Source organism: Nonomuraea sp. NPDC049129 (genome assembly GCF_040648495.1).
Lineage (GTDB): Bacteria > Actinomycetota > Actinomycetes > Streptosporangiales > Streptosporangiaceae > Nonomuraea.
In genome coordinates this window covers 196,802-218,005 of the sequence record NZ_JBEZDU010000010.1, presented here as the reverse complement: position 1 = coordinate 218,005, position 21,204 = coordinate 196,802, and the positions used below count along the sequence as shown (strand labels likewise).

Below are 21,204 nucleotides of genomic sequence, written 5' to 3'. Positions count from 1 at the left end.
GGCCCCTCACACCCGGTGCCGACGGTTCAGAACCTCAGCATCCACCCGTTGATGTAGCCGGTGTCGCCGGTTGTGACGTCTTCGACGCGTAACGTCCACGTCCCGTTGGCCGGTGAGGATCTTCCATCCACCGGATAGGTCTCCTCGATCTGGTCGGCGTCGTCTTTGGAGTTCGCCGCGCGAAGCGGATAAACGATGCCGGTCGGGCCGATCAGATCGATCTTCAGGTCGCCTCTCCAGGGATGACTGATGTCCACGGAGACCGTCATCTTCTGGGGTGCGTTACCCGGGAGCCAGCCCGTGACCGTGATGGGCGATTTGACGAGGCGGCCCTTGTCCGGGATGGCGTATTCGGTCCAGTTCTCGAAGTAGGGGAAGTCCATCGACCAGGCATCGATGATGCCGGCATGGGGTGACCAGCCGTCCGCGGCACGCAGCTTCCAGGTCCCGTTCTGCTTCGTCACGGCGCTGATGTCCACGTCGTACGTCTCGTCGATGAAATCGCTGCCGTCCGAGGACGGCGACCTCAGCACATATGCCTTTCCGTCTGGGCTGATCAGGGAGAGCTTCAGATCACCCACCCAAGGGTGCTGGATGGAGACGTAGACGTGCACCTGGGACGGGGTCTTGCCGAGGAGGTCGCTCACCACGATCGGCGAGTCCACACTGCCCGGGTCGGGGATGGCGTAGTCGTTGAAGTTGGAGAAGTACATCGGCCAGAGGGCGCCGTCGGTGGGCTGGGTCGGCGGGAGGGCCGCGCTGTCCAGCCGGAGGCGGGGCGTGGTGGCGCTGGTATAGGCGATGGGCTTGCCCGTGCTCTCCATGGCCGCTTCCAGCTGCCCGATGCTCGCCTGGGGGAAGGCCTGGCGGAGCACGGCCAGCGCGCCGGCCACGTGCGGAGCGGCCATCGACGTACCACTCAGCGACCCAAAGGTGTTGCCGGGCACCGAGGAGACGATCGACGTGCCGGGGGCGAACAGGTCCAGCAGCGGACCGCGGTTGCTGAAGGCGGACACCTCGTCCGTGTCGGTGGTGCTGCCGACCGTGATGGCCGAGGGCACACAGGCGGGCGCGCTGACCGCGTCGCCGTAGCCGTTGTTCCCGGCCGCGACCACCGTGGCCACCCCGGCCGCCAGGAGCGCGTCGATGGCCGGCTTGCGCGGGTCGGTGTCACACGCGGAGGTGTACTGGCCGCCGCCCAGGCTCAGGTTGGCGGCCACCAGCGCCGTACCGGCCTCCTTCAGCTGCAGGACCTTCTCCAGTCCCGCCACCTGGGCGCTGGTGAAGCTCAGCACGCACGGCGCGGCGCCCACCCCGCAGAAGTCGTCGGTGGTGAACTTGCTGAACACCTGGATGGCGACGAGTTTGGCCCCAGGGGCGACCCCGGCCGGCGGGGCGCCGGCCACGTTCGTGCCGTCGCCGACCGCGATCCCGGCCACGTGCGTGCCGTGATCACAGTCGAGGGCCGCGTCGGCGCACGGCCCGCTCTCGGAGTCGGCCGAGCCGGCTCCCGTCTGCGTGGCGGTGCCGTTCGGGCACAGGCTGGTGGCGCCGTAGTCGGCGTCGATGGGGGAGAAGCAGGCCTGCTCGATCACCCGTCCGCCCAGGAAGGGGTGCTTGACGGCGACGCCGGTGTCCAGCACGGCCACCACGCTGCCCGCGCCGGTCAACCCGGCCGCCCGAGTCTTGTCCGCGCCGATCAGCGGGATGCTCTCGGCGAGCACCGGTGGTACGGGCTTGTCCTCCGACACGCTCACCACGTTCGGCAGCTTGGCCAGCCGGTCCACCGCCGCCGCGTCGACGCGCAAGGTGACCATGGGGAACCGGGACATCGTCTGCAGCACCTGACCGGCACTCGACGCCTCAGGCAGATCCGTCCGGCTCTTGGTGATCACATTCACCCTGATCTTGGCACCGGCGGCCAGCCGCGCGCTCAACCCGGGCTCTATCGTCGGGGGCTGGTCAATCAGATTCGCCGACGTGGCATGGGCCGGCACGCTCACGCCTGTCGTGGCCGCTAACGCCATGATGATGCAGGATAAAACCCACTTTTTCATCCGCCACTCCAAGGTGAGTGAATTGATCACCTGGACAGTAAATGATCGAAACCTACTCAACAAGGGCCGGGGCTTAGGTAGATGTTCAAATCGCCGCTCAAGATGCTGAAATCTCACATCTGCGCAGGTGGATGCAGTCGTATGGCGAAATTGTGGCGAATATATGGCGCCTTGGTGGACAATTCACATGCGCGCTGTAAATCGCGCGGAAGGCGCGCTCATCGGCCATAGTGGCGTAATGAAGAAAGGCGGTCTCTACGGCGTCCCTGGGAGGGGATGTCCATTCTGAAGGACCTCAGCCACAACGGACCGTCTTCGTCCGCGTTCCCAGAGGGGGCATCTCTGGAGGGACCTCAGCCACAACGGACCGTCTTCTTCCGCGCGCGTTCCCAGAGGGGGCATCTCCCGAGGGACCCCAGCCACCACGGACCGCCACCGAGATCGAGACGGTCGTGTGACGAAACACCTGGGACCCCCGGTGATCACCTCACTAGGATGCGATCCCATGCGCTCCGTGATCTTAGGTGGCACTGCCGCCGCCCTCCTTCTGGCCTCCGCCACCCCCGCGCTGGCCACCGCCCCCGACAAGCCCCTGACCTCGGCCCAGTTGAGTGAAGCCCTCATCACACCCGAGGACCTGGGCGACGCTTACGCCCCCAACCCGAAGCACATCCGCGAGGCGTTGGACGCCGACTCGGCCCACACGAAGAAGTGCGTACGAGCGATGAGGGCGCTGAAGCCCCTCCTCAGCAGCCCGGCAGCCGTCTACATCGACAAGGAGGGCCTGCCGTCGGGCGTCAAGCAGTTCGCCGTCAGCGGCACCTCGGCCAAGATGGCCGCCTGGCAGACGGTGGGCAAGGTCATGGTCCGGGACTGCGTCGGCACCAAGACGAAGACCAAGCGCGCCAAGTCGGCCATCACCAAGCTCTCCGTCGGTACGGTCGGGAACTGGGTGTACGGGATCAGGTACAAGGAGACGATGGCGACGAGGAACGCCGAGCTTCAGGCGGCGGATGTCGTGCTCATCAGAGTCAAGAACGCCGTCACGCTGCTGGTGAGCGACGGGTTCTTCGGAGCGTTCGAGCCCGGTCTGAGCAAGCGGGCGGCGAGGCTGGCGGTGCCGAAGCTCCGGGACGCCCAGAACGAGTGACGCGCGTGCGCACACGATGCCTGACGACGCAGATGACGGCGATCTCGCGCTTCCCGGCGGACGGTCACACGGGGACGTAGCGGGCGACCCGACCGACGTCGCGACCCGGCAGCCAGGAGTGTTCTGATGATGTTGTTGGTCAGGGCTCCGATCATGTAGGTCGGGGGTCAGGCCGGCGGCATGATGGGGCATCGTCCCGAGCGGCCGATGGAGCCGGATGTGTGGGACGCCTGCCGGGAGTTGATCCCGGCAGGCAGCGCGTACGCGTTTTCGGCGTGTGGAGGACGGCGCCGCGCCGCCGCCCGGACGATGCACGCGAAAGCCACAGGCCTGGCACAGGCGGCCAGCCGCGGACAGGGTTTCCAGCAGCGCGAGCCGGGTGGCCGGCTCACCGGCGATTCGCACCGAACGACCCGTACTCACCCGGGGCGCCGGTCAAGCTCGGCCGGATTCGGCCCGGGGAGTCCGTCCGTGGCGCGCAGCGCGTACAGGTTGCCGTTCGAGCTGCCGACGTAGACAAGACCGTCGGCCACGACCGGCAGCGTCTGGAAATGGCCGCCGGTCTGGAAGCGCCAGCGGGGCGCGCCGGTGGCCGCGTCCAGCGCGTGCAGCATGCCACCCTCGTCTCGGGCGAAGACAGTGTCCCCGTGGACCGACACCTTGGCGGTGAGCGGCCTGCGCCACCGTTCTTGCCCGGTTTCGGGGTCGAGGGCGTGCAGGTCCTGGCCGCCGATGTAGACCGTCCCTCGTGACTCGGTCACGCTCCAGAGGCCGCTGTCGCCTGCGGTGGTAAGCCTCCATCGCTCCTGGCCGGAGGCGGTGTCCAACGCGTACGTGCGTCCGGCGAGGTCGCCGAGGTAGACGGTGCCGCCGATCATGATGGGGTCGTACCGGACGAGGTCGCCGAAGCCGGCGCGCCATCGCGCCTTCCCCGTGGCGGGGTCGAGCGCGACCACCCTCGCGCCGGTGACCGCGAAGACGGCCTCCTTGGTCGCGGTGAGGTAACCGGCCGGGATGGAGTTGGCGGCGCCCAGACGGGAGCGCCAGCGAAGGGCGCCCGTCTTGGCGTCGAGGGCGGACAGCAGGCCTTGCTCGCTGCCCACGCGACCTTCCTGGCTGCTCACGTAGACGGTGCCGGCGGCCACGGCCACGTTGCCCAGGGAGCCGGGGACGCGGAATCGCCACCGCTGCTTGCCGGTGGCGGCGTCCAGCGCGATGACGTGGGTGAAGCCGACGCCCGCGTACACGCCGCCGGCCTGGATCACGATGTCACTGGCGTCAAACTGGCGGTTCCATCGCATCCGGCCGGTGGCGGCGTCGACGGCCGCCACCCCGTCGCTCCTCGCGCCGTAGAGTAGGCCGTCCACCAGCATGGGCGCGGCCGGTCCTGACCTCCAGCGCATACGGCCGGTGGCGGCGTCCAGGGCGTACAGCCCGTCGTCGGCGCCGGCGTAGACGACATCGCCGTCCACCACCGGGTCGGCGCGGACGCCCTCGTCGGCGAGGTGGGTCCAGCCGCCCGTCCGCGCCGGAGGACGGACGCGCTCCCCTGGCCGGTAGCGGGCCATCAGGTTGTCGCGCACCCGGGCCGCGGCCAGGCGTTGGACCAGCCTGGATGGCGACGTCAGATGGACGATGACCGGGCCCACGTTGACGAGCGTCGCGCCGAAGGTCCCGCGGGGGCCGTGGGCCGTGTAGGAGAAGATGCCCTCGCCCTCGATCGTGGGGTCGTAGTCGAAGCTCTCGTGCCCCTTGATCTGCCCGGCCGCGGCGGCGAAGAGGGCGCCGGCGTCCGGGGACACCCAGCTCACGGAGAGCGAGACGACTCCGCGGTCGTCCTCGGGCGGCACCCAGTCGCAGGTCACGGGCTTGGGCAGCGTGAGGCGGCCCAGCGACCTGCGGCCGGGGAGGAAGCGGGCGCCGGGGGCGACGTCGCGCGGAGTGAGCAAGGAGCACGCGTCCGGCCAGTCGCCCGGCGGGACGCCGCCGAGCGCGACGGGCCCAGTGGGACGTCCGTAGACGGGACGGAAGGCGGTGACATGGGCGTCACTGTGGATGAGGGCCAGGTGCGAGGTCGACCCCAGGAGAGTGATGTAGTGGGGGAGCGGCCTGTCCAGGGGGAATGCGCCGAGACGGCCGGTATCGCGGTCGCGCGAGATGAGGAAGCCGGGCAGCGGCCACGCGTTGTTCGAGTCGAATCCGGCGGAGTCCTCGACGTCGGGATGACGGCCGACCTCCAACGGCATGCTCCAGCGGCCGTTGCCGCCGAGCCCGTGAGAGATGGGCAGGTCAGAGATAGGCCGCGGCGTGCCGTCCTCGGCGAAGAGGAACCGCTCGTCGTGTACATCCGCGACGACGAAGCCCTCCGGCGCCTGCTCGTACCCGATCCACGCGCCGTCGTCCGCGACGACGAAGCCCTCCGGCGGCTGCTCGTAGCCGAGCCGCGCGCCGTCGTCTGCGGCGGTGTGCCGGGTGGTGACCGGACGCGTCCAGTTCCGGCGCAGCGTGCGCGGGTCGTAGGAGGCGAGCTGGACGCCGCCGTTCTTGCAGCGGGTCAGGAGCATCACGGACCGGGAGGTGCCGGTGATCACCCCGTCGCGGTCCGGCAGGTCGCCGGCGCGTGCCTGGACGCCGCCGGTTCGGGCGTCGAGCGAGAGCAGCCCGGATCTCCGCTGGTAGAGGACGGCTGCGCGCCCTACCACCTGGATCTGCGGGAGGTCGCCGTTCTCCGACGCGGGTACCGCGTGCCGCCACAAGACGCTGCCGGAGGCGAGATCGTACGCGTGCACGACCCAGTTGGTCACTCCCTTCGTCGAATCGGTGAAGAAGAGGATCCCGGCCTCGGTGGAGAGGACGGTAGGGTTCGTGACCGCGGTGGAGACGGTACGCCGGATCGCGCCGGTATCGGCGTCGCGCACGGTCACCGTCCCTGGCGTCTCCAAGAGCAGGTTGTCGCCGGACAGGCGGGACTGCAGGGCATCCTCCCCGGCGGGGACCGACCAGGCAGCCTTCCACCCGATGAGTTCCGGCGCAGGCCGCCCGTCGTCGGCGACCGCGAGCGCGGCGGCCACCGAGAGCGCCGTCAGGGCCTTGACGCAACGGGTGATCAGCACGTCCGGCGCCCCTGACAGGAGACCGGCTGCCAGCCTCCCTGCGGCGCCTGCCGGTAGTAGGTCCGGTAGCGGGCGGCCTCGCCGCTCAACCGGAACGGCCCTCCGTCCGGCCCTTTGATCACGACCTCTTCCGTACGGCCGTCCGCGAGCACCGTGACCCGGAGATCGAACTCGTAGTACGCCTTCTTGCCGGAGAAGCTCAGGCTGAGCGTGACCGGCTCGTCCCGTTTGAGGTCGATCTGCTTCTTCCGGAAGTACGGGGTTTCGCCGCCGCTCGTGAACCGGGGCGTGGGACGGTCGAGGTCGGCGGCCATCTCGACGGTGCCCGCCTCGCCGCCCTTGATGACGATCAGGCGGGCGCCCTCCGACACCGGCATGCGGGTGAGGACCTGCGGCTCGATGTTCACGATGCGCAGGCTGCTGCGGTTGCCGGTCAGCGCGACTGTGACGTTCATGCCGCCGATCGGGGCCATCCGGTGGCGCGCCAGCATCGTCTCACGCTGCTTGTCCGCGTGGGCGGCGAGCATGACCGCCCGGTCCTCGGGGTCGGTCACCGGTTCGCGCAGGACGGTGTCGCGCTCGGAATAGTCGACGGCCACCTGACCGACGGTGATCGGGGCGGTGCCGCGTACCTGCTCGACCGTGTCGGAGCCGTGCGCGTTGTACCACTCGGTGAACACGACGCCGAACGCGGCCAAAACCACGGCGCTGGCGATCCCCGCCAGCCACGCAAGCAGCCCTTTCGACCGGGCAGGATCAGACGCCTCGCCTCCCTGCTGCTGTGCCGCGACGTCGCGGCCGACCGATGTGCGCTTGTTCCGGCGCGCTCTGCCCATGGGGACGCGTCCCTCCACGACCGATCGTCGAGACCAGAGTAGGCACGAGCTCGAGCGCGCAGGAGCGGATTGCGGCTATTCACGACTGTCGGCGAGCGTGTCCGGCGTGTCCTGCAGATCGTCGATCATCTTCGAGTGACCAATCGCTCTGACCGCGCCGTTCGTTGGTCTTCGGAAGTGGGTGTCGCGAAGTGTTGGGGTAATGGCCTATCGCCGAACCAGGTCACTTCAGTAGCGCGGGCCGCTCGGACTTCCCCGGATAGACCATGATGAGGAACTCCTGCCGGGCATCCTCATCCCTCTTCAGCGCGGCCTTCGCGCCGCGCATGTGCACCCGAACCCGGTAGCGGCCCGGGCCGTTGATCGCCAGGTTCTTCAGGCCGACCCCGTCATCACCGGTGAAGGTGAGGGCGCCGTTGCCGCTGCGGTACCCCACCTCCACCACCTTCTCCCAGCCCTTGAGCTCGACGGGGGGCCGCCTGCGGTAGGCCTCCCCGGTGACGCACACGTGCATGGCCTCGTCGGCGGTCAGGATGCTGAGCTGCCCGGGCGCGCTCCCCACCAGCCCGTTGGTGAAGGCGTTGTCGAGCGCGGGGAAGTCGTCGTCCGGGTCGTCCTCGTACGCGTTGATGCTGCCGGCCTCTGACCACAGCGTGGCCCGGTAGGTCCGGGACGCGCGGATCGACGGCCGGTGTCCCGGCACCTCGGCGCAGCGCGCGCGGGCCTTCTCCTTGAAGGCCACATCGGCGTCCTGTTGCTGCTCGGCCTGCAGGTCCTGGCGCTGCTCGACTTCCGGGCACAAGTACGCGAGCGCCTCGACCGTCTCATAATTCCGCAGGTACGGCCCCAGCGGCCCCTCCTCGGCCAGCCGGTTCGGTGCGCCGCCGCGCAGGACCGCCTCGCACAGCCGCCGGCCGATCGCGACCACTCGATCATCGGGCACACCGGCGAACTGCCCCGGCAGCTCACCGTCCTGTCTGACGAGGCAGACGAAGGCGAGCTCGCGCTGCCCGGCGGACGGTCGCACGGGGACGTAGCGGGCGGTTTGCCACGGTTCGCAGGCCGAGGAGCTCGCCGCTGTGATCTTCCCGATCGGTGCGTCCATGCGCGGCACGGTGACCAGCAGCAGGACGACGGCGAGCGTGACGGCGACGCGGACGTCCGGACTCCGGTACGGCCATCGCACGCGGCGTACGCGTACCGCCACGATGATCAGAACGGCGGTGACGACATCGTAGAGCTGCCAGGCCCACGAGGCGGGCTCGTACATCTGACCCCAGGTTCGCGCGCATCCCTCACCGGCGACCGCGTCGAATCCGGCCATCAAGAAGGCCAGCGCCCCGAACAACCCCAAGGGGATCACTGTGGCCCAGCCGACCGCGCGGCCCCACCGCCGGTAGCCCTTGCGCACCAGCAGCGCCCACACTCCGAAGCCCACCGCCACCACCGCGGGTTGCGGCACGAGGTGCAAGGGGGACAGCAGGAAGCTGGCCGATAGGTAGACCTCGAAGCCGGGACAGCTCCCCCACATCGCGAACAAGTCGTACTCGGTCGTGGTCGAAGAGAACAGGGAGCTCGCGTACGGGATGCTCACCAGCGCGAAGGCGACGCTCCACAGTGTCAGCGACAGTCGCCACCGCACCGGGAGGACTTCTCGCGGGCCGATCCCCTGACGGCGGCCGACCAGGAGCAGCAGTATCGCGGCCGCGGCGAGGGCGGCGCCGATCAGCAGCAGCGCGGCGTCGTCGAAGGGCAGGAGGGCGGCGATGCCGGTGCGGTGGCCGGCGGCGACGGCGGGAGCTTCGCCCATGGCGAGCCGGTCTCGCACCTCCGCCTCGCTCGGTCGGCCGAGCCCGGTGAGCGGCGGCGTGACGGCGGCCGCGGCGAGCAGGATCAGGAGCGCCGCGCTCAGCCGGAGGACCCATCGCCGCATACCTATCGCTCCCGTTGTTCGTGGGGAACGGGGTCCCGGCGTGAAGAGCCGCTAATAGTCGACATCGAGCAGGGCGATCGCTTCCAGTACGTCGGTCACCTTGTGGTCCGCCCCCGGGGATAACCCCGGGGACAGGCCGCGGTCGATCCAGATCGTGTGCAGGCCCGCGCCGCGTCCGCCCGCCACGTCCTTCTCCACGTCGTCCCCGATCATCCAGTCCCCGTCCGCGAGCGTGGTGTCGCACCGGCGGGCGGCGATCTCGAACAGCTCGCGGTCCGGCTTGCTGAAGCCCTCGGCGTCGGAGATGGCCCAGCCGTCCACCCGGTCCACCAGGCCGCTGTGGTGGATCTTGCCGGACTGGTTGTCGGCCATGCCGTTGGTCACGATGCCGACCCGCCAGCCGGACATGCGCAGGCGATCGAGGGACTCGAGTACGGCCGGGCGGCAGGTGACGAGGTGCGGCAGGCGGTCACGGTAGCCCTGCCACAGCGACTCGGCCGACTCGGCGAGCCCGAACCGCTCGCGGACGTGGGTGAAGAACGTGCTCATCGGGATGGAGCCGTCAGCGTCCAGCTCGATCATCCACGCCACATCCTGCGCGCCCAGTCCCCTGTCGGCGGCGAACTCGGCGGCCCAGCGCTTGAAGGCGGCCAGGCGGTCGATCAGGGTGTTGTCGAGGTCGAAGAGTGCCAGCACGCCTCAGGACCATACAGGTGTTCGATGACGCGCGGCGGCCTTCCGCGCAACAGGTGATCAACGGTTGTGCGCCCGGTGGTCACTCACCGGCCACTTTGCCGGTCTAACGTACGCGGCATGCTGACGCGCAGATTATTCGCGAGCGCTCTGGCCGTCCTGACCGGTGGTACGGTCGCGGTCGTGCTGCTCCAGCCCAACACCGCCACGGCCGAGCGCCGCGCCCAGGCCCCCGTCGTCATCGGGCACCGGGGCGCCAGCGCCCACCGGCCCGAGCACACGCTGCTCTCGTACGAGGCGGCCATCGCCATGGGCGCCGACTACATCGAGCCCGACCTGGTCTCCACCAAGGACCACATCCTGGTGGCCAGGCACGAGAACGACATCACCGGCACCACCGACGTGGCCGCGCATCCGGAGTTCGCCGACCGGCGCGCCACCAAGACGGTCGACGGGCGGCCGATCACCGGGTGGTTCACCGAGGACTTCACGCTGGCCGAGCTGAAGACGCTACGGGCCAAGGAACGCGTGCCCGACCTGCGGCCCGACAACACGGCCTTCGACGGGGTGGCGGAGATCCCGACGTTCGAGGAGGTCGTGCGGCTGGCGCAGCGCCACGGCGTGGGCGTCTATCCCGAGACCAAGCATCCGACGTACTTCGACTCCATCGGCCTGTCGCTGGAGGAGCCGCTGCTGGAGACGCTCAACAGCAACCACATGCGCAAGGTGTACATCCAGTCGTTCGAGACCGCGAACCTGCGGGAGCTGCGCAAGAAGACCAGGCTGCCGCTGATCCAGCTGATCACGTTCGGCGGGGCGCCGTACGACTGGGTCGCCGCCGGAGATCAGCGTACTTATGACGACATGGTGAAGCCGGAAGGGCTGCGTGAGGTGGCCTCGTACGCGAACGGGATCGGCGTGGACACCCGCCGCGTCGTGCCCGTGGGAGCGGACGGCAAGCTGACGGAGCCCACCACACTCGTCCAGGACGCCCACCGCAGGCGACTGGACGTGCATGTCTGGACCGTCCGCAACGAGAACTCCCAGCTCCCCCTCGACTACCGGCTGGGCAACCCGGCCAGCCCCGCCTTCCCGCGCGCCACCGGAGACGTGATGGGCTGGCTGAACAGGCTGCTCGACCTGGGCGTGGACGGCGCGTTCTGCGACGACCCGGCCATGGGCCGGGCCGTGGTGGCTCAGCGGACAAGCTAGCCCGGATCGACTGATCGACGTGGGCGGGCCGCTCGCTCCGCCGGAGCGGGTGATGGACGTGGGCGGGCCGCCGTGACGTCGGTCGGCGGGCCCGCTCGTTAGAGTGGGCGGATCTTCAGAATCGCCGTGCTCGCCGTCGCCCTCGTGGCGACGGCGGGAGACCTCGTCTGGGGGCTCAGCCACGCCGCGACGCCGCCCCTCACCCAGCTGCCCCTGCTCGCCGTGGGCCTCGCGGGCGGCTGGTCATTCGTCGTCTCGGGCCTCTTCGTCAGGGCCAGGCGGCCCATGGGCGGTACGGGCGGGCTGATGGCCGCGGTGGGGCTCTGCCTGCTGCTGTCGGGCGTGAACTACCTTCCGGAACGCTGGGCCCTGCTGACCGGGAACGTGATCGGGTGGCTGGCCCTGACACTGCTCGCGCACGTCGTGCTGATCATGCCCGAAGGCAGGGCCGTCGGGCGCAGGCAGCGGGCCACGGTCCTGGTCCTGTACCTCGGCATGGCGCAGGCGCTGGCGGTCTGGCTGCGGTTCGGCCGGCTCGGCGACGGCAGCTGCACCTGCCTGCCGCTGCTGCCCGGCGGCGAGGACGTCTCGCGGCCGCTGATCGCGGCCGTGGCCGTCTTCCTGTGGCTCTTCGGGCTGGGGATGACGGCGATGCTCGGCTGGCGCTGGCTGGTCCGGCTGCCCGCGCCGCGCCGCCACACGTTCGCTCCGGTCGCGCTGGCGGGCGGGCTGATGCTGCTCACCACCTGGACCCGGCAGGCCGTCTACATCTGGCCGGACGCCACCAACTCCCTTCTCCAGGCGGTCCTGCACGGGGTGCAATTGCTCACGCTGGCGACCTGGCCGCTGGGGGTGCTCGCGGGACTCATGCGCGCCCGGCTCGACCAGGCGGCGGTGGCGCGGCTGGCGACCGGGCTGGACCTGTCGCCCGGCGCATTGGAGAAGACGCTCGCGAGCGTGCTGCGCGACCCGACGCTGCGCCTCGGGTACTGGACCGGCGACGGGTACGTCGACGCGGCGGGCGATCCGCTGACCGTCCCGGGAACGCGGTCCGCCAGCGTGTCGGGCGACCCGTTGACCGTCCCGGGAACGCGGTCCGCCGCGTACCTGGAGGTCGGTGGGGAACCGGCCGCCGTGCTCCTGTACGACCCGGCGCTGGACCTCGACCCGGAGCCGGTGCGGTCGGTGGCGGCCATCACCCGGCTGATCGTGGAGAACGAGCGCATGCGGGCCGAGCTGGCCGCCCAGCTCGTGGAGGTGCGGGCGTCCAGGGCCCGCATCGTGGCCGCCGGCGACGCCGAACGCAGCCGCATCGAACGCAACCTGCACGACGGAGCCCAGCAGCGGCTCGCCGGCCTCGCGGTGCTGCTCGGGCACGCCCGGCTGCGCAACGCCGACGCCGAGGTGGCGGAGTTGCTCGACGAGGCGGTGACGGGAGTACGGGCGGCGCTGGCCGAGCTACGCGAGCTGGCGGGCGGCATCCATCCGGCCATCCTGAGCCAGTCGGGGCTGGCCGCCGCGCTGCACTCGCTCGCGGAGCGCTCGCCCGTTCCCGCCGTGGTGGAGGAGGCGCCGGACGGACGGCTGCCGCCCGACGCCGAGCAGGCCGCCTACTTCGTCGCCGCCGAGGCGCTCGCCAACGTTGCCAAGCACGCGGACGCGTCCAAGGCGTCGATCAGGGCCGTCGTGCGTGATGGCGTCCTGCTGCTGGAGGTGACGGACGACGGGACGGGCGGCGCGCGGCCGGAGTCAGGTACGGGCCTGCGCGGCCTCGCCGACCGGGTAGCCGCGCTCGACGGCCTGCTGCACGTGCACAGCCCACCAGGCCAGGGCACCCGCGTGACGGCCGAGATCCCGCTCGCCGGTCAGGAGCGCAAATAGGTCAGGACGGCCAGGACACGACGGTGGTCGTCCTCCGTCGCGGTCAGGCCCAGCCGGACGAAGATGTTGTGCACGTGCGTTTCCACCGTCTTGGGGCTCAGGTGCAGGCGGCGGCTGATCGCCTGGTTGGAACGGCCTTCGGCCATCAACCCGAGCACCTCCCGCTCCCGGCCGCTGAGCCGGGCGACCGGGCCGTCGCCGCGTCGCCTGCCGACGAGCCGCTGGACGACGTCCGGATCGATCACCGTGGCCCCGTCGCGTACCCGCTTGAGCGCGTCGGTCAGCTCGGTGACGTCGGCGACCCGGTCCTTGAGCAGGTAGCCCACTCCCCGGGCGTCCTCGCCCAGCAGGCCGACCACGTGCCGCGTCTCGATGTGGTTCGACAGCACCAGGACGCCCACCCCTGGATGTTCCCTGCGGATGAGGTGCGCCGCCTCCAGCCCCTCGGCGTTGAACCCGGGCGGCATCCGTACGTCCACGACGACCACGTCGGGCGGGTCCGCCCGGACCGAGGTCAGCAGGCTCGCGGCGTCGCCGACCTCCGCGGAGACCGTGACACCGCAGTCTCCGAGCAGCCTGGCCAGCCCTTGCCTGAACAACACGCTGTCCTCAGCCAGCACGACGCGCATAGTGAGGGACAGCGTCTTCAACTCTCTGTGTTTACCTTAGTAAAACGGACATCAGCGTAGCCTCGTTGCTTCCCGGCCGAGGTCGGGAGGCGATCCGGTGGAAGCCGATGCCGCGTCCGTCCGGCGAGCCGGGCGGACCGTGGTTGAGAGCCTCGTTGTCGGGGCCTGATTCCGCATTCCCAGATGGGGTGCGGCTCTTGGGCCACCGCCCCGCCGGACGCTGTCCCGTTGGTGCGAACACCAATGGGGGCGGGGACCGAGCGCCAGTCAGGCACCCGGCTGTGACTGAACATTACCATATGATTACTTTCAGTAGCGGTCGATCGGACGCTTCGATCACAGTTCTTCTGGCAACCACAGGGTGGTGTAGCGAGCGCTGGCAACGGTTCATACCCTAGCTTTCCGGGTTAACCCTGAGCGGATTGGGGGACTGCCCGGTGGGCAGCCCGGCCCGGTGTTGCCAGCATTCCAGGGTGAAAGACTTCGACTCCACGGCGGCCATCAGGCTGATAGAGGTGACCCGGCGTTTCGGCCGGGGCAAGAGTGCCGTGGCCGCGCTGCGTGGCGTTTCCGTCGGGCTGAGGGCCGGCTCGTTCAACGCGATCATGGGACCGTCGGGATCGGGTAAGAGCACCCTGCTGCAGTGCGCGGCGGGCCTGGACCGGCCGACATCCGGCCGCGTGTTGCTGGGCGAGACAGACCTGGCCACGATGAACGAGTCACAGCTGACCAAGCTGCGCCGGGACCGGATCGGCTTCGTGTTCCAGTCCTTCAATCTCATCCCCGCGCTGACGGCGCGGCAGAACATCACGCTGCCGCTGCGGCTGGCGGGTCGCCGAGCCGACCAGGAGTGGCTGGCCGACCTGGTCAAGCGCACCGGGCTGAGCCATCGGATCGGCCACCGGCCGACGGAGATGTCGGGCGGCCAGCAGCAGCGGGTGGCCATCGCCCGCGCGCTGATCACCCGGCCGGCCGTGGTCTTCGGTGACGAGCCGACGGGCGCGCTCGACATCGCCACAGGCCGGGAGATCCTCACGCTGCTCAGGGAGGTCGTCGACGCGCTCGGCCAGACCCTGGTGATGGTGACCCACGACCCCGTCGCCGCCTCGTACGCCGACCAGGTGCTCTTCCTGGCCGACGGCTCGATCGTCGACAGCATGGATCGGCCCACCGCCGACCAGGTCGCCTCGCGGCTGACGCGCCTGGGCGGGTGACGGCATGCTGCGCCTCACGTTGAGCACCATCCGTACCCGCAAGATCGGGTTCGCCGGGTCCGTCGCCTCCGTGCTGGTCGCGGTGGCGTTGATCTCGGCCTGCTTCATGATGATCCAGTCGGGGCTGAGCGCGACGCCCGAGGTGGACCGGTTCGGGGCCACGGCCGCCGTCGTACGCGCCGATACGGATCTGCACGTCGGTTCGGGCGACGACGAGGAGGCTGTGCCGCTGGAGGAACCGCCCCGCCTCTCGGCGGCGCGGCTGGCCGAGTTGCGTGCCGTGCCCGGTGTCGCGGCCGTGGTCGCTGACACGCCGTTCTACGCGCAGGCGGTGAACCGGCACGGCGTCGCCCTGGCCGGGCCGGGCAGCGGGCCGTCGTGGGGGCACGGCTGGCCGGTCGCGCGGCTCACCCCGTTCGTGCTGAACGCCGGGCGGGGTCCGGAGGCGGACGACGAGGTCGTGCTCGACGCCGACCTGGCGCGGCGCGCCTCCGTCCGCCCAGGGGACGAGGTACGGGTCGTCACCGTGGCGGGCACCCAGCGTTTCCGGGTCAGCGGCGTGGCGCGGCTGGACAGCGGCCGGGCCGGACTGCCGACGCAGTCGGCGCTCTTCTTCACCGAGCGGGCCGCCGCCCGGCTGTCCGGCGCGGACGGTTCGGTGGAATTCGCCGGAGTGCTCGCCCGCCCCGGGACTTCGGACGCCGAGCTGGCGGACCGCCTGCGCCAGACCCTCCGGGATCCCGGTCTGCGGGTGCTGACCGGGGGCGAGCGGGCTCGGGCGGGGGCGCCGGAGACGGCGGAGAAGCTGGAGTACTCGACGCAGCTGTTCGGGCCGATGGCCGGGATCGGCGGTTTCCTCGCCGTCTTCGTCATCGGCGGCACCTTCGGCCTGTCGATCCTGCAACGCCGCCGCGAGATCGCGCTGCTGCGGGCCATCGGTACCACACCGGGACAGATCAGCCGCATGATCGCCGGGGAGGCGGTCGTGGTGGCACTGGTGGCCGCCCTGCCGGGCTACGCGCTGGGCGTCCCGCTGGCGCATCTGCTGCGCGCCGTGCTGGTCGGGCAGGGGCTCGCGCCGCCGGAGTTCGTCGTGGTGACGGGCCCGCTGCCGCTGGTCATCGGGGGTGGCGCCGGGCTGCTGCTGACGCTGCTGTCGGCGCTCACCGCGGTACGCCAGGCGGCCCGGGTCCGCCCGGCCGAGGCGCTCCAGGAGGCCGTCGGGCCGCGGCGGGTGATGACCGTGCCGCGCCTGCTGTTCGCGCTGGTCACGCTGGCCGGCGGGGCGGCTGTCCTGGCGCTCAGCCAGCATCTCGGCGGTGAGGTCGGCGTCGCCTTCCTGGCCCTGGTGGTCATCCTGTTCATCGGCGCGGCCGGGCTGCTGTCCCCGGTCCTGACGCGGGTGCTCGAGCGGCCGGCCGGCGCGGTCGTCGGGGCCGTCACGCGGACGACCGGCTGGCTGGCGCATGCCAACTCCGCCGCCGCCGTCCGCCGGGTGTCGTCGGCCGCGGCGGCGATCATGATCAGCGTGGCCATGGCCGGGTACGCGCTGCTGGTGACCGCCGTGCTGAACGACACCTCGGCGGCCCAGGGCCGGGAACGGGTCGTCGCGGACCGCGTCCTGGTGCCACGCAACGGCCCCGGGCTGCCTCCCGGCGTCGCCGACGCGGCCCGGCGGTTGCCCGGCGCCGAGACGGTCTCCGCCGTGCGCGCGACCTCGTTCGTGTCGTACGTTCTCGGCACGCCCGACGTGGTGCCCGCGCAGCTGGTGGACCCCGGCACCATCGACAAGGTGCTCGACCTGCGCGTCCTGGAAGGCTCGCTCGCCGCCGTCAAGGAGGCGGGGACCGTCGCGGTCAACCGTACCCACGCCGGTGAGCACGGCTGGCACGTCGGATCCCGTTTCCACGGGTGGCTGGCCGACGGCAGCCCCGTCGACCTGCGCGTGGGCGCCGTCTTCGACCGGGGGCTCGGCTTCGCCGACATCGTCCTCCCACGCACCGAAGCACGCACCGAAGCACGCACCGAAGCACGCACCGAAGCACGGGCCGGGGCACAGACCGGGGTACGGGCCGGGGTACGGGCCGGGCTCGACAGCGCCGTCCTGGTCCGCGCCCGTCCGGGGCACGCCGACGAGCTGGACCGGGCGCTGGCCGCCTTCGAGCGGGAGCAGCCGGCCGTACGGGCGCTGGACCGGGAGGAGTACGGTGGGGCCGCCGAGACGTCGATCGAGCGGAACATCACCGGGACCTACCTGGTGCTCGCCGTGCTGGTGTCGTTCACGGCGGTGTCGCTGGTGAACACGCTGGTCATGGGGACCGCGGCCAGGACCAGGGAGTTCGCGCTGCTGCGGGCGGTCGGGGCGAGCCGCAGGCAGATCGTCCGCATGATCGGCTGGGAGACGGGAATCGTGCTGGCGATCGGGGTGGTCGTCGGGACGGTGATCGCCTGCGTCGCGCTGGCCGGGGCCAACGGGGCGCTGTCGGGCAGCATGATGCTGACCGGGTTGCCGATGCCGCTCTACCCGCTGGCGCTGGCGGGTGTCGCCGTCATGGGGCTGGCGAGCGGCCTGCTGGCGGCGGGAATGGCGCTGCTCTCCCGCCCGATGGACGCCCTGGGCGGCGCCCGCGAGTGACGGCGCGGCACACACGCGATGCCAGGCAGCGGCGGCGTGACGGCCTGGAGTGACGGCGTGGCGCACGTGCGCCACGCCGTCACTCCAGGCCGTCACGCCGCCGCTGCCTGGCATCGCGTGTGTGCCGCGCCGTCACTCGCGGGCGCCGCCCAGGGCGTCCATCGGGCGGGAGAGCAGCGCCATTCCCGCCGCCAGCAGGCCGCTCGCCAGCCCCATGACGGCGACACCCGCCAGCGCCAGCGGGTAGAGCGGCATCGGCAACCCGGTCAGCATCATGCTGCCCGACAGCGCCCCGTTGGCCCCGGCCAGCGCGACGCAGGCGATCACCGTCCCGACGACCACCCCGATCGCCAGCACGATTCCCGTCTCCCAGCCGATCATGCGGACGATCTGCCTGCGGCTCGCCCCGACCGCCCGCAGCAGCGCGAACTCCCTGGTCCTGGCCGCGGTCCCCATGACCAGCGTGTTCACCAGCGACACCGCCGTGAACGACACCAGCACGGCGAGCACCAGGTAGGTCCCGGTGATGTTCCGCTCGATCGACGTCTCGGCGGCCCCACCGTACTCCTCCCGGTCCAGCGCCCGTACGGCCGGCTGCTCCCGCTCGAAGGCGGCCAGCGCCCGGTCCAGCTCGTCGGCGTGCCCCGGACGGGCGCGGACCAGGACGGCGCTGTCGAGCCCGGCCCGTACCCCGGCCCGTACCCCGGTCTGTGCCCCGGCCCGTGCTTCGGTGCGTGCTTCGGTGCGTGCTTCGGTGCGTGCTTCGGTGCGTGGGAGGACGATGTCGGCGAAGCCGAGCCCCCGGTCGAAGACGGCGCCCACGCGCAGGTCGACGGGGCTGCCGTCGGCCAGCCACCCGTGGAAACGGGATCCGACGTGCCAGCCGTGCTCACCGGCGTGGGTACGGTTGACCGCGACGGTCCCCGCCTCCTTGACGGCGGCGAGCGAGCCTTCCAGGACGCGCAGGTCGAGCACCTTGTCGATGGTGCCGGGGTCCACCAGCTGCGCGGGCACCACGTCGGGCGTGCCGAGAACGTACGACACGAACGAGGTCGCGCGCACGGCGGAGACCGTCTCGGCGCCGGGCAACCGCCGGGCCGCGTCGGCGACGCCGGGAGGCAGCCCGGGGCCGTTGCGTGGCACCAGGACGCGGTCCGCGACGACCCGTTCCCGGCCCTGGGCCGCCGAGGTGTCGTTCAGCACGGCGGTCACCAGCAGCGCGTACCCGGCCATGGCCACGCTGATCATGATCGCCGCCGCGGCCGACGACACCCGGCGGACGGCGGCGGCGGAGTTGGCATGCGCCAGCCAGCCGGTCGTCCGCGTGACGGCCCCGACGACCGCGCCGGCCGGCCGCTCGAGCACCCGCGTCAGGACCGGGGACAGCAGCCCGGCCGCGCCGATGAACAGGATGACCACCAGGGCCAGGAAGGCGACGCCGACCTCACCGCCGAGATGCTGGCTGAGCGCCAGGACAGCCGCCCCGCCGGCCAGCGTGACCAGCGCGAACAGCAGGCGCGGCACGGTCATCACCCGCCGCGGCCCGACGGCCTCCTGGAGCGCCTCGGCCGGGCGGACCCGGGCCGCCTGGCGTACCGCGGTGAGCGCCGACAGCAGCGTCAGCAGCAGCCCGGCGCCACCCCCGATGACCAGCGGCAGCGGGCCCGTCACCACGACGAACTCCGGCGGCGCGAGCCCCTGCCCGACCAGCACGGCGCGCAGCAGATGCGCCAGCGGGACGCCCAGCGCGTAGCCCGGCAGGGCGGCCACCAGTGCCACCACGACCGCCTCCCCGGCGATCATGCGGCTGATCTGTCCCGGTGTGGTACCGATGGCCCGCAGCAGCGCGATCTCGCGGCGGCGTTGCAGGATCGACAGGCCGAAGGTGCCGCCGATGACGAAGACGGCGAGGAAACCGCCGATCCCGGCCATCGGCCCGAACAGCTGCGTCGAGTACTCCAGCTTCTCCGCCGTCTCCGGCGCCCCCGCCCGAGCCCGCTCGCCCCCGGTCAGCACCCGCAGACCGGGATCCCGGAGGGTCTGGCGCAGGCGGTCCGCCAGCTCGGCGTCCGAAGTCCCGGGGCGGGCGAGCACTCCGGCGAATTCCACCGAACCGTCCGCGCCGGACAGCCGGGCGGCGGCCCGCTCGGTGAAGAAGAGCGCCGACTGCGTCGGCAGTCCGGCCCGGCCGCTGTCCAGCCGCGCCACGCCGCTGACCCGGAAACGCTGGGTGCCCGCCACGGTGACGACCCGTACCTCGTCCCCTGGGCGGACGGAGGCGCGCCGCGCCAGGTCGGCGTCGAGCACGACCTCGTCGTCCGCCTCCGGACCCCGCCCGGCGTTCAGCACGAACGGGGTGAGCCGCGCGACCGGCCAGCCGTGCCCCCACGACGGCCCGCTGCCCGGCCCGGCCAGGGCGACGCCGTGCCGGTTCACCGCCTGCGCGTAGAACGGCGTGTCAGCGACCACGGCCGCGACACCGGGCACGGCACGCAACTCGGCCAGCCGCGCCGCCGAGAGGCGGGGCGGTTCCTCCAGCGGCACAGCCTCCTCGTCGTCGCCCGAACCGACGTGCAGATCCGTATCGGCGCGTACGACGGCGGCCGTGGCCCCGAACCGGTCCACCTCGGGCGTCGCGCTCAGCCCCGACTGGATCATCATGAAGCAGGCCGAGATCAACGCCACCGCGACCAGCACGGAGGCGACGGACCCGGCGAACCCGATCTTGCGGGTACGGATGGTGCTCAACGTGAGGCGCAGCATGCCGTCACCCGCCCAGGCGCGTCAGCCGCGAGGCGACCTGGTCGGCGGTGGGCCGATCCATGCTGTCGACGATCGAGCCGTCGGCCAGGAAGAGCACCTGGTCGGCGTACGAGGCGGCGACGGGGTCGTGGGTCACCATCACCAGGGTCTGGCCGAGCGCGTCGACGACCTCCCTGAGCAGCGTGAGGATCTCCCGGCCTGTGGCGATGTCGAGCGCGCCCGTCGGCTCGTCACCGAAGACCACGGCCGGCCGGGTGATCAGCGCGCGGGCGATGGCCACCCGCTGCTGCTGGCCGCCCGACATCTCCGTCGGCCGGTGGCCGATCCGATGGCTCAGCCCGGTGCGCTTGACCAGGTCGGCCAGCCACTCCTGGTCGGCTCGGCGACCCGCCAGCCGCAGCGGCAGCGTGATGTTCTGCCGCGCCGTCAGCGCGGGGATGAGATTGAAGGACTGGAACACGAAGCCGATCCGGTCCCGGCGCAGCTTGGTCAGCTGTGACTCGTTCATCGTGGCCAGGTCTGTCTCGCCCAGCAACACGCGGCCGGATGTCGGCCGGTCCAGGCCCGCCGCGCACTGCAGCAGGGTGCTCTTACCCGATCCCGACGGTCCCATGATCGCGTTGAACGAGCCGGCCCTCAGCCCGACGGAAACGCCACGCAGCGCGGCCACGGCACTCTTGCCCCGGCCGAAACGCCGGGTCACCTCTATCAGCCTGATGGCCGCCGTGGAGTCGAAGTCTTTCACCCTGGAATGCTGGCAACACCGGGCCGGGCTGCCCACCGGGCAGTCCCCCAATCCGCTCAGGGTTAACCCGGAAAGCTAGGGTATGAACCGTTGCCAGCGCTCGCTACACCACCCTGTGGTTGCCAGAAGAACTGTGATCGAAGCGTCCGATCGACCGCTACTGAAAGTAATCATATGGTAATGTTCAGTCACAGCCGGGTGCCTGACTGGCGCTCGGTCCCCGCCCCCATTGGTGTTCGCACCAACGGGACAGCGTCCGGCGGGGCGGTGGCCCAAGAGCCGCACCCCATCTGGGAATGCGGAATCAGGCCCCGACAACGAGGCTCTCAACCACGGTCCGCCC

General features: G+C 71.2%; 13 protein-coding genes. 5 read left to right on the top strand and 8 right to left on the bottom strand.

Translation table 11 applies throughout. The features are described 5' to 3' along the window. Positions 1-26: 26 nt before the first annotated feature. On the bottom strand, positions 27-1,937 hold the full coding sequence (locus AB0B64_RS30760; RefSeq protein WP_357940101.1) for a S8 family serine peptidase: 1,911 nt from the start codon (positions 1,935-1,937) through the stop codon (positions 27-29). A gap of 625 nt (positions 1,938-2,562) precedes the next feature. On the opposite strand from AB0B64_RS30760, the gene AB0B64_RS30755 reads away from it, so the two are divergent. Continuing rightward, positions 2,563-3,207: a hypothetical protein gene (locus AB0B64_RS30755; protein WP_358181494.1), complete on the top strand. Its 645-nt coding sequence runs from the start codon at positions 2,563-2,565 to the stop codon at positions 3,205-3,207. A 419-nt stretch (positions 3,208-3,626) separates the two neighbouring features. On the opposite strand, the gene AB0B64_RS30750 is transcribed toward AB0B64_RS30755, so the two are convergent. The 4 genes from AB0B64_RS30750 to AB0B64_RS30735 form a co-directional block, all read right to left on the bottom strand. Continuing rightward, positions 3,627-6,320, bottom strand: a complete 2,694-nt coding sequence (locus AB0B64_RS30750) for a PQQ-binding-like beta-propeller repeat protein (RefSeq protein ID WP_358181497.1) — start codon at positions 6,318-6,320, stop codon at positions 3,627-3,629. Further along, entirely contained in the window at positions 6,314-7,156 is an 843-nt protein-coding gene (locus AB0B64_RS30745; RefSeq protein ID WP_357940107.1) for a hypothetical protein, read from the bottom strand. The genes AB0B64_RS30750 and AB0B64_RS30745 overlap by 7 nt, the downstream gene beginning before the upstream one ends. Before the next feature lie 223 nt (positions 7,157-7,379). Further along, the gene (locus tag AB0B64_RS30740) at positions 7,380-9,089 is read right to left on the bottom strand and encodes a hypothetical protein (protein ID WP_358181500.1); all 1,710 of its coding nucleotides are present in this window, start codon (positions 9,087-9,089) and stop codon (positions 7,380-7,382) included. A gap of 51 nt (positions 9,090-9,140) precedes the next feature. After that, positions 9,141-9,785, bottom strand: a complete 645-nt coding sequence (locus AB0B64_RS30735; protein WP_358181503.1) for an HAD family hydrolase — start codon at positions 9,783-9,785, stop codon at positions 9,141-9,143. 117 nt (positions 9,786-9,902) lie between these two features. On the opposite strand from AB0B64_RS30735, the gene AB0B64_RS30730 reads away from it, so the two are divergent. Both AB0B64_RS30730 and AB0B64_RS30725 read left to right on the top strand, forming a co-directional pair. Next, complete coding sequence (locus AB0B64_RS30730; RefSeq protein ID WP_357940113.1) at positions 9,903-10,994, top strand: glycerophosphodiester phosphodiesterase; 1,092 nt, start codon at positions 9,903-9,905, stop codon at positions 10,992-10,994. 126 nt (positions 10,995-11,120) lie between these two features. Then, the gene (locus AB0B64_RS30725) at positions 11,121-12,875 is read left to right on the top strand and encodes a sensor histidine kinase (RefSeq protein WP_357940115.1); all 1,755 of its coding nucleotides are present in this window, start codon (positions 11,121-11,123) and stop codon (positions 12,873-12,875) included. On the opposite strand, the gene AB0B64_RS30720 is transcribed toward AB0B64_RS30725, so the two are convergent. Continuing rightward, positions 12,860-13,504, bottom strand: coding sequence for a response regulator transcription factor (locus AB0B64_RS30720; protein WP_357940117.1), 645 nt, complete (start codon positions 13,502-13,504; stop codon positions 12,860-12,862). The two genes, AB0B64_RS30725 and AB0B64_RS30720, sit on opposite strands and share 16 nt — an antisense overlap. A gap of 473 nt (positions 13,505-13,977) precedes the next feature. Here AB0B64_RS30720 and AB0B64_RS30715 point away from each other — a divergent pair, with 473 nt between their 5' ends. Both AB0B64_RS30715 and AB0B64_RS30710 read left to right on the top strand, forming a co-directional pair. Continuing rightward, entirely contained in the window at positions 13,978-14,718 is a 741-nt protein-coding gene (locus AB0B64_RS30715) for an ABC transporter ATP-binding protein (RefSeq protein ID WP_357940119.1), read from the top strand. 4 nt (positions 14,719-14,722) lie between these two features. Next, on the top strand, positions 14,723-17,353 hold the full coding sequence (locus AB0B64_RS30710) for an ABC transporter permease (protein WP_358181506.1): 2,631 nt from the start codon (positions 14,723-14,725) through the stop codon (positions 17,351-17,353). A gap of 132 nt (positions 17,354-17,485) precedes the next feature. Here the strand turns inward: AB0B64_RS30710 and AB0B64_RS30705 are convergent, their stop codons facing one another. Then, entirely contained in the window at positions 17,486-20,116 is a 2,631-nt protein-coding gene (locus AB0B64_RS30705; RefSeq protein WP_358181506.1) for an ABC transporter permease, read from the bottom strand. 4 nt (positions 20,117-20,120) lie between these two features. Continuing rightward, positions 20,121-20,861 carry an ABC transporter ATP-binding protein gene (locus AB0B64_RS30700; RefSeq protein ID WP_357940119.1) on the bottom strand — a complete coding sequence of 247 codons (741 nt, stop codon included), beginning with the start codon at positions 20,859-20,861 and terminating at the stop codon, positions 20,121-20,123. Positions 20,862-21,204 lie beyond the last annotated feature (343 nt).

Excerpts from the sequence above, each read along its gene's own strand:
- AB0B64_RS30705 (WP_358181506.1), bottom strand. The coding sequence starts at position 20,116 with ATGCTGCGCCTCACGTTGAGCACCATCCGTACCCGCAAGATCGGGTTC.
- AB0B64_RS30720 (WP_357940117.1), bottom strand. The coding sequence starts at position 13,504 with ATGCGCGTCGTGCTGGCTGAGGACAGCGTGTTGTTCAGGCAAGGGCTG.
- AB0B64_RS30710 (WP_358181506.1), top strand. The coding sequence starts at position 14,723 with ATGCTGCGCCTCACGTTGAGCACCATCCGTACCCGCAAGATCGGGTTC.
- AB0B64_RS30740 (WP_358181500.1), bottom strand. The coding sequence starts at position 9,089 with ATGCGGCGATGGGTCCTCCGGCTGAGCGCGGCGCTCCTGATCCTGCTC.
- AB0B64_RS30755 (WP_358181494.1), top strand. The coding sequence starts at position 2,563 with ATGCGCTCCGTGATCTTAGGTGGCACTGCCGCCGCCCTCCTTCTGGCC.
- AB0B64_RS30730 (WP_357940113.1), top strand. The coding sequence starts at position 9,903 with ATGCTGACGCGCAGATTATTCGCGAGCGCTCTGGCCGTCCTGACCGGT.
- AB0B64_RS30745 (WP_357940107.1), bottom strand. The coding sequence starts at position 7,156 with ATGGGCAGAGCGCGCCGGAACAAGCGCACATCGGTCGGCCGCGACGTC.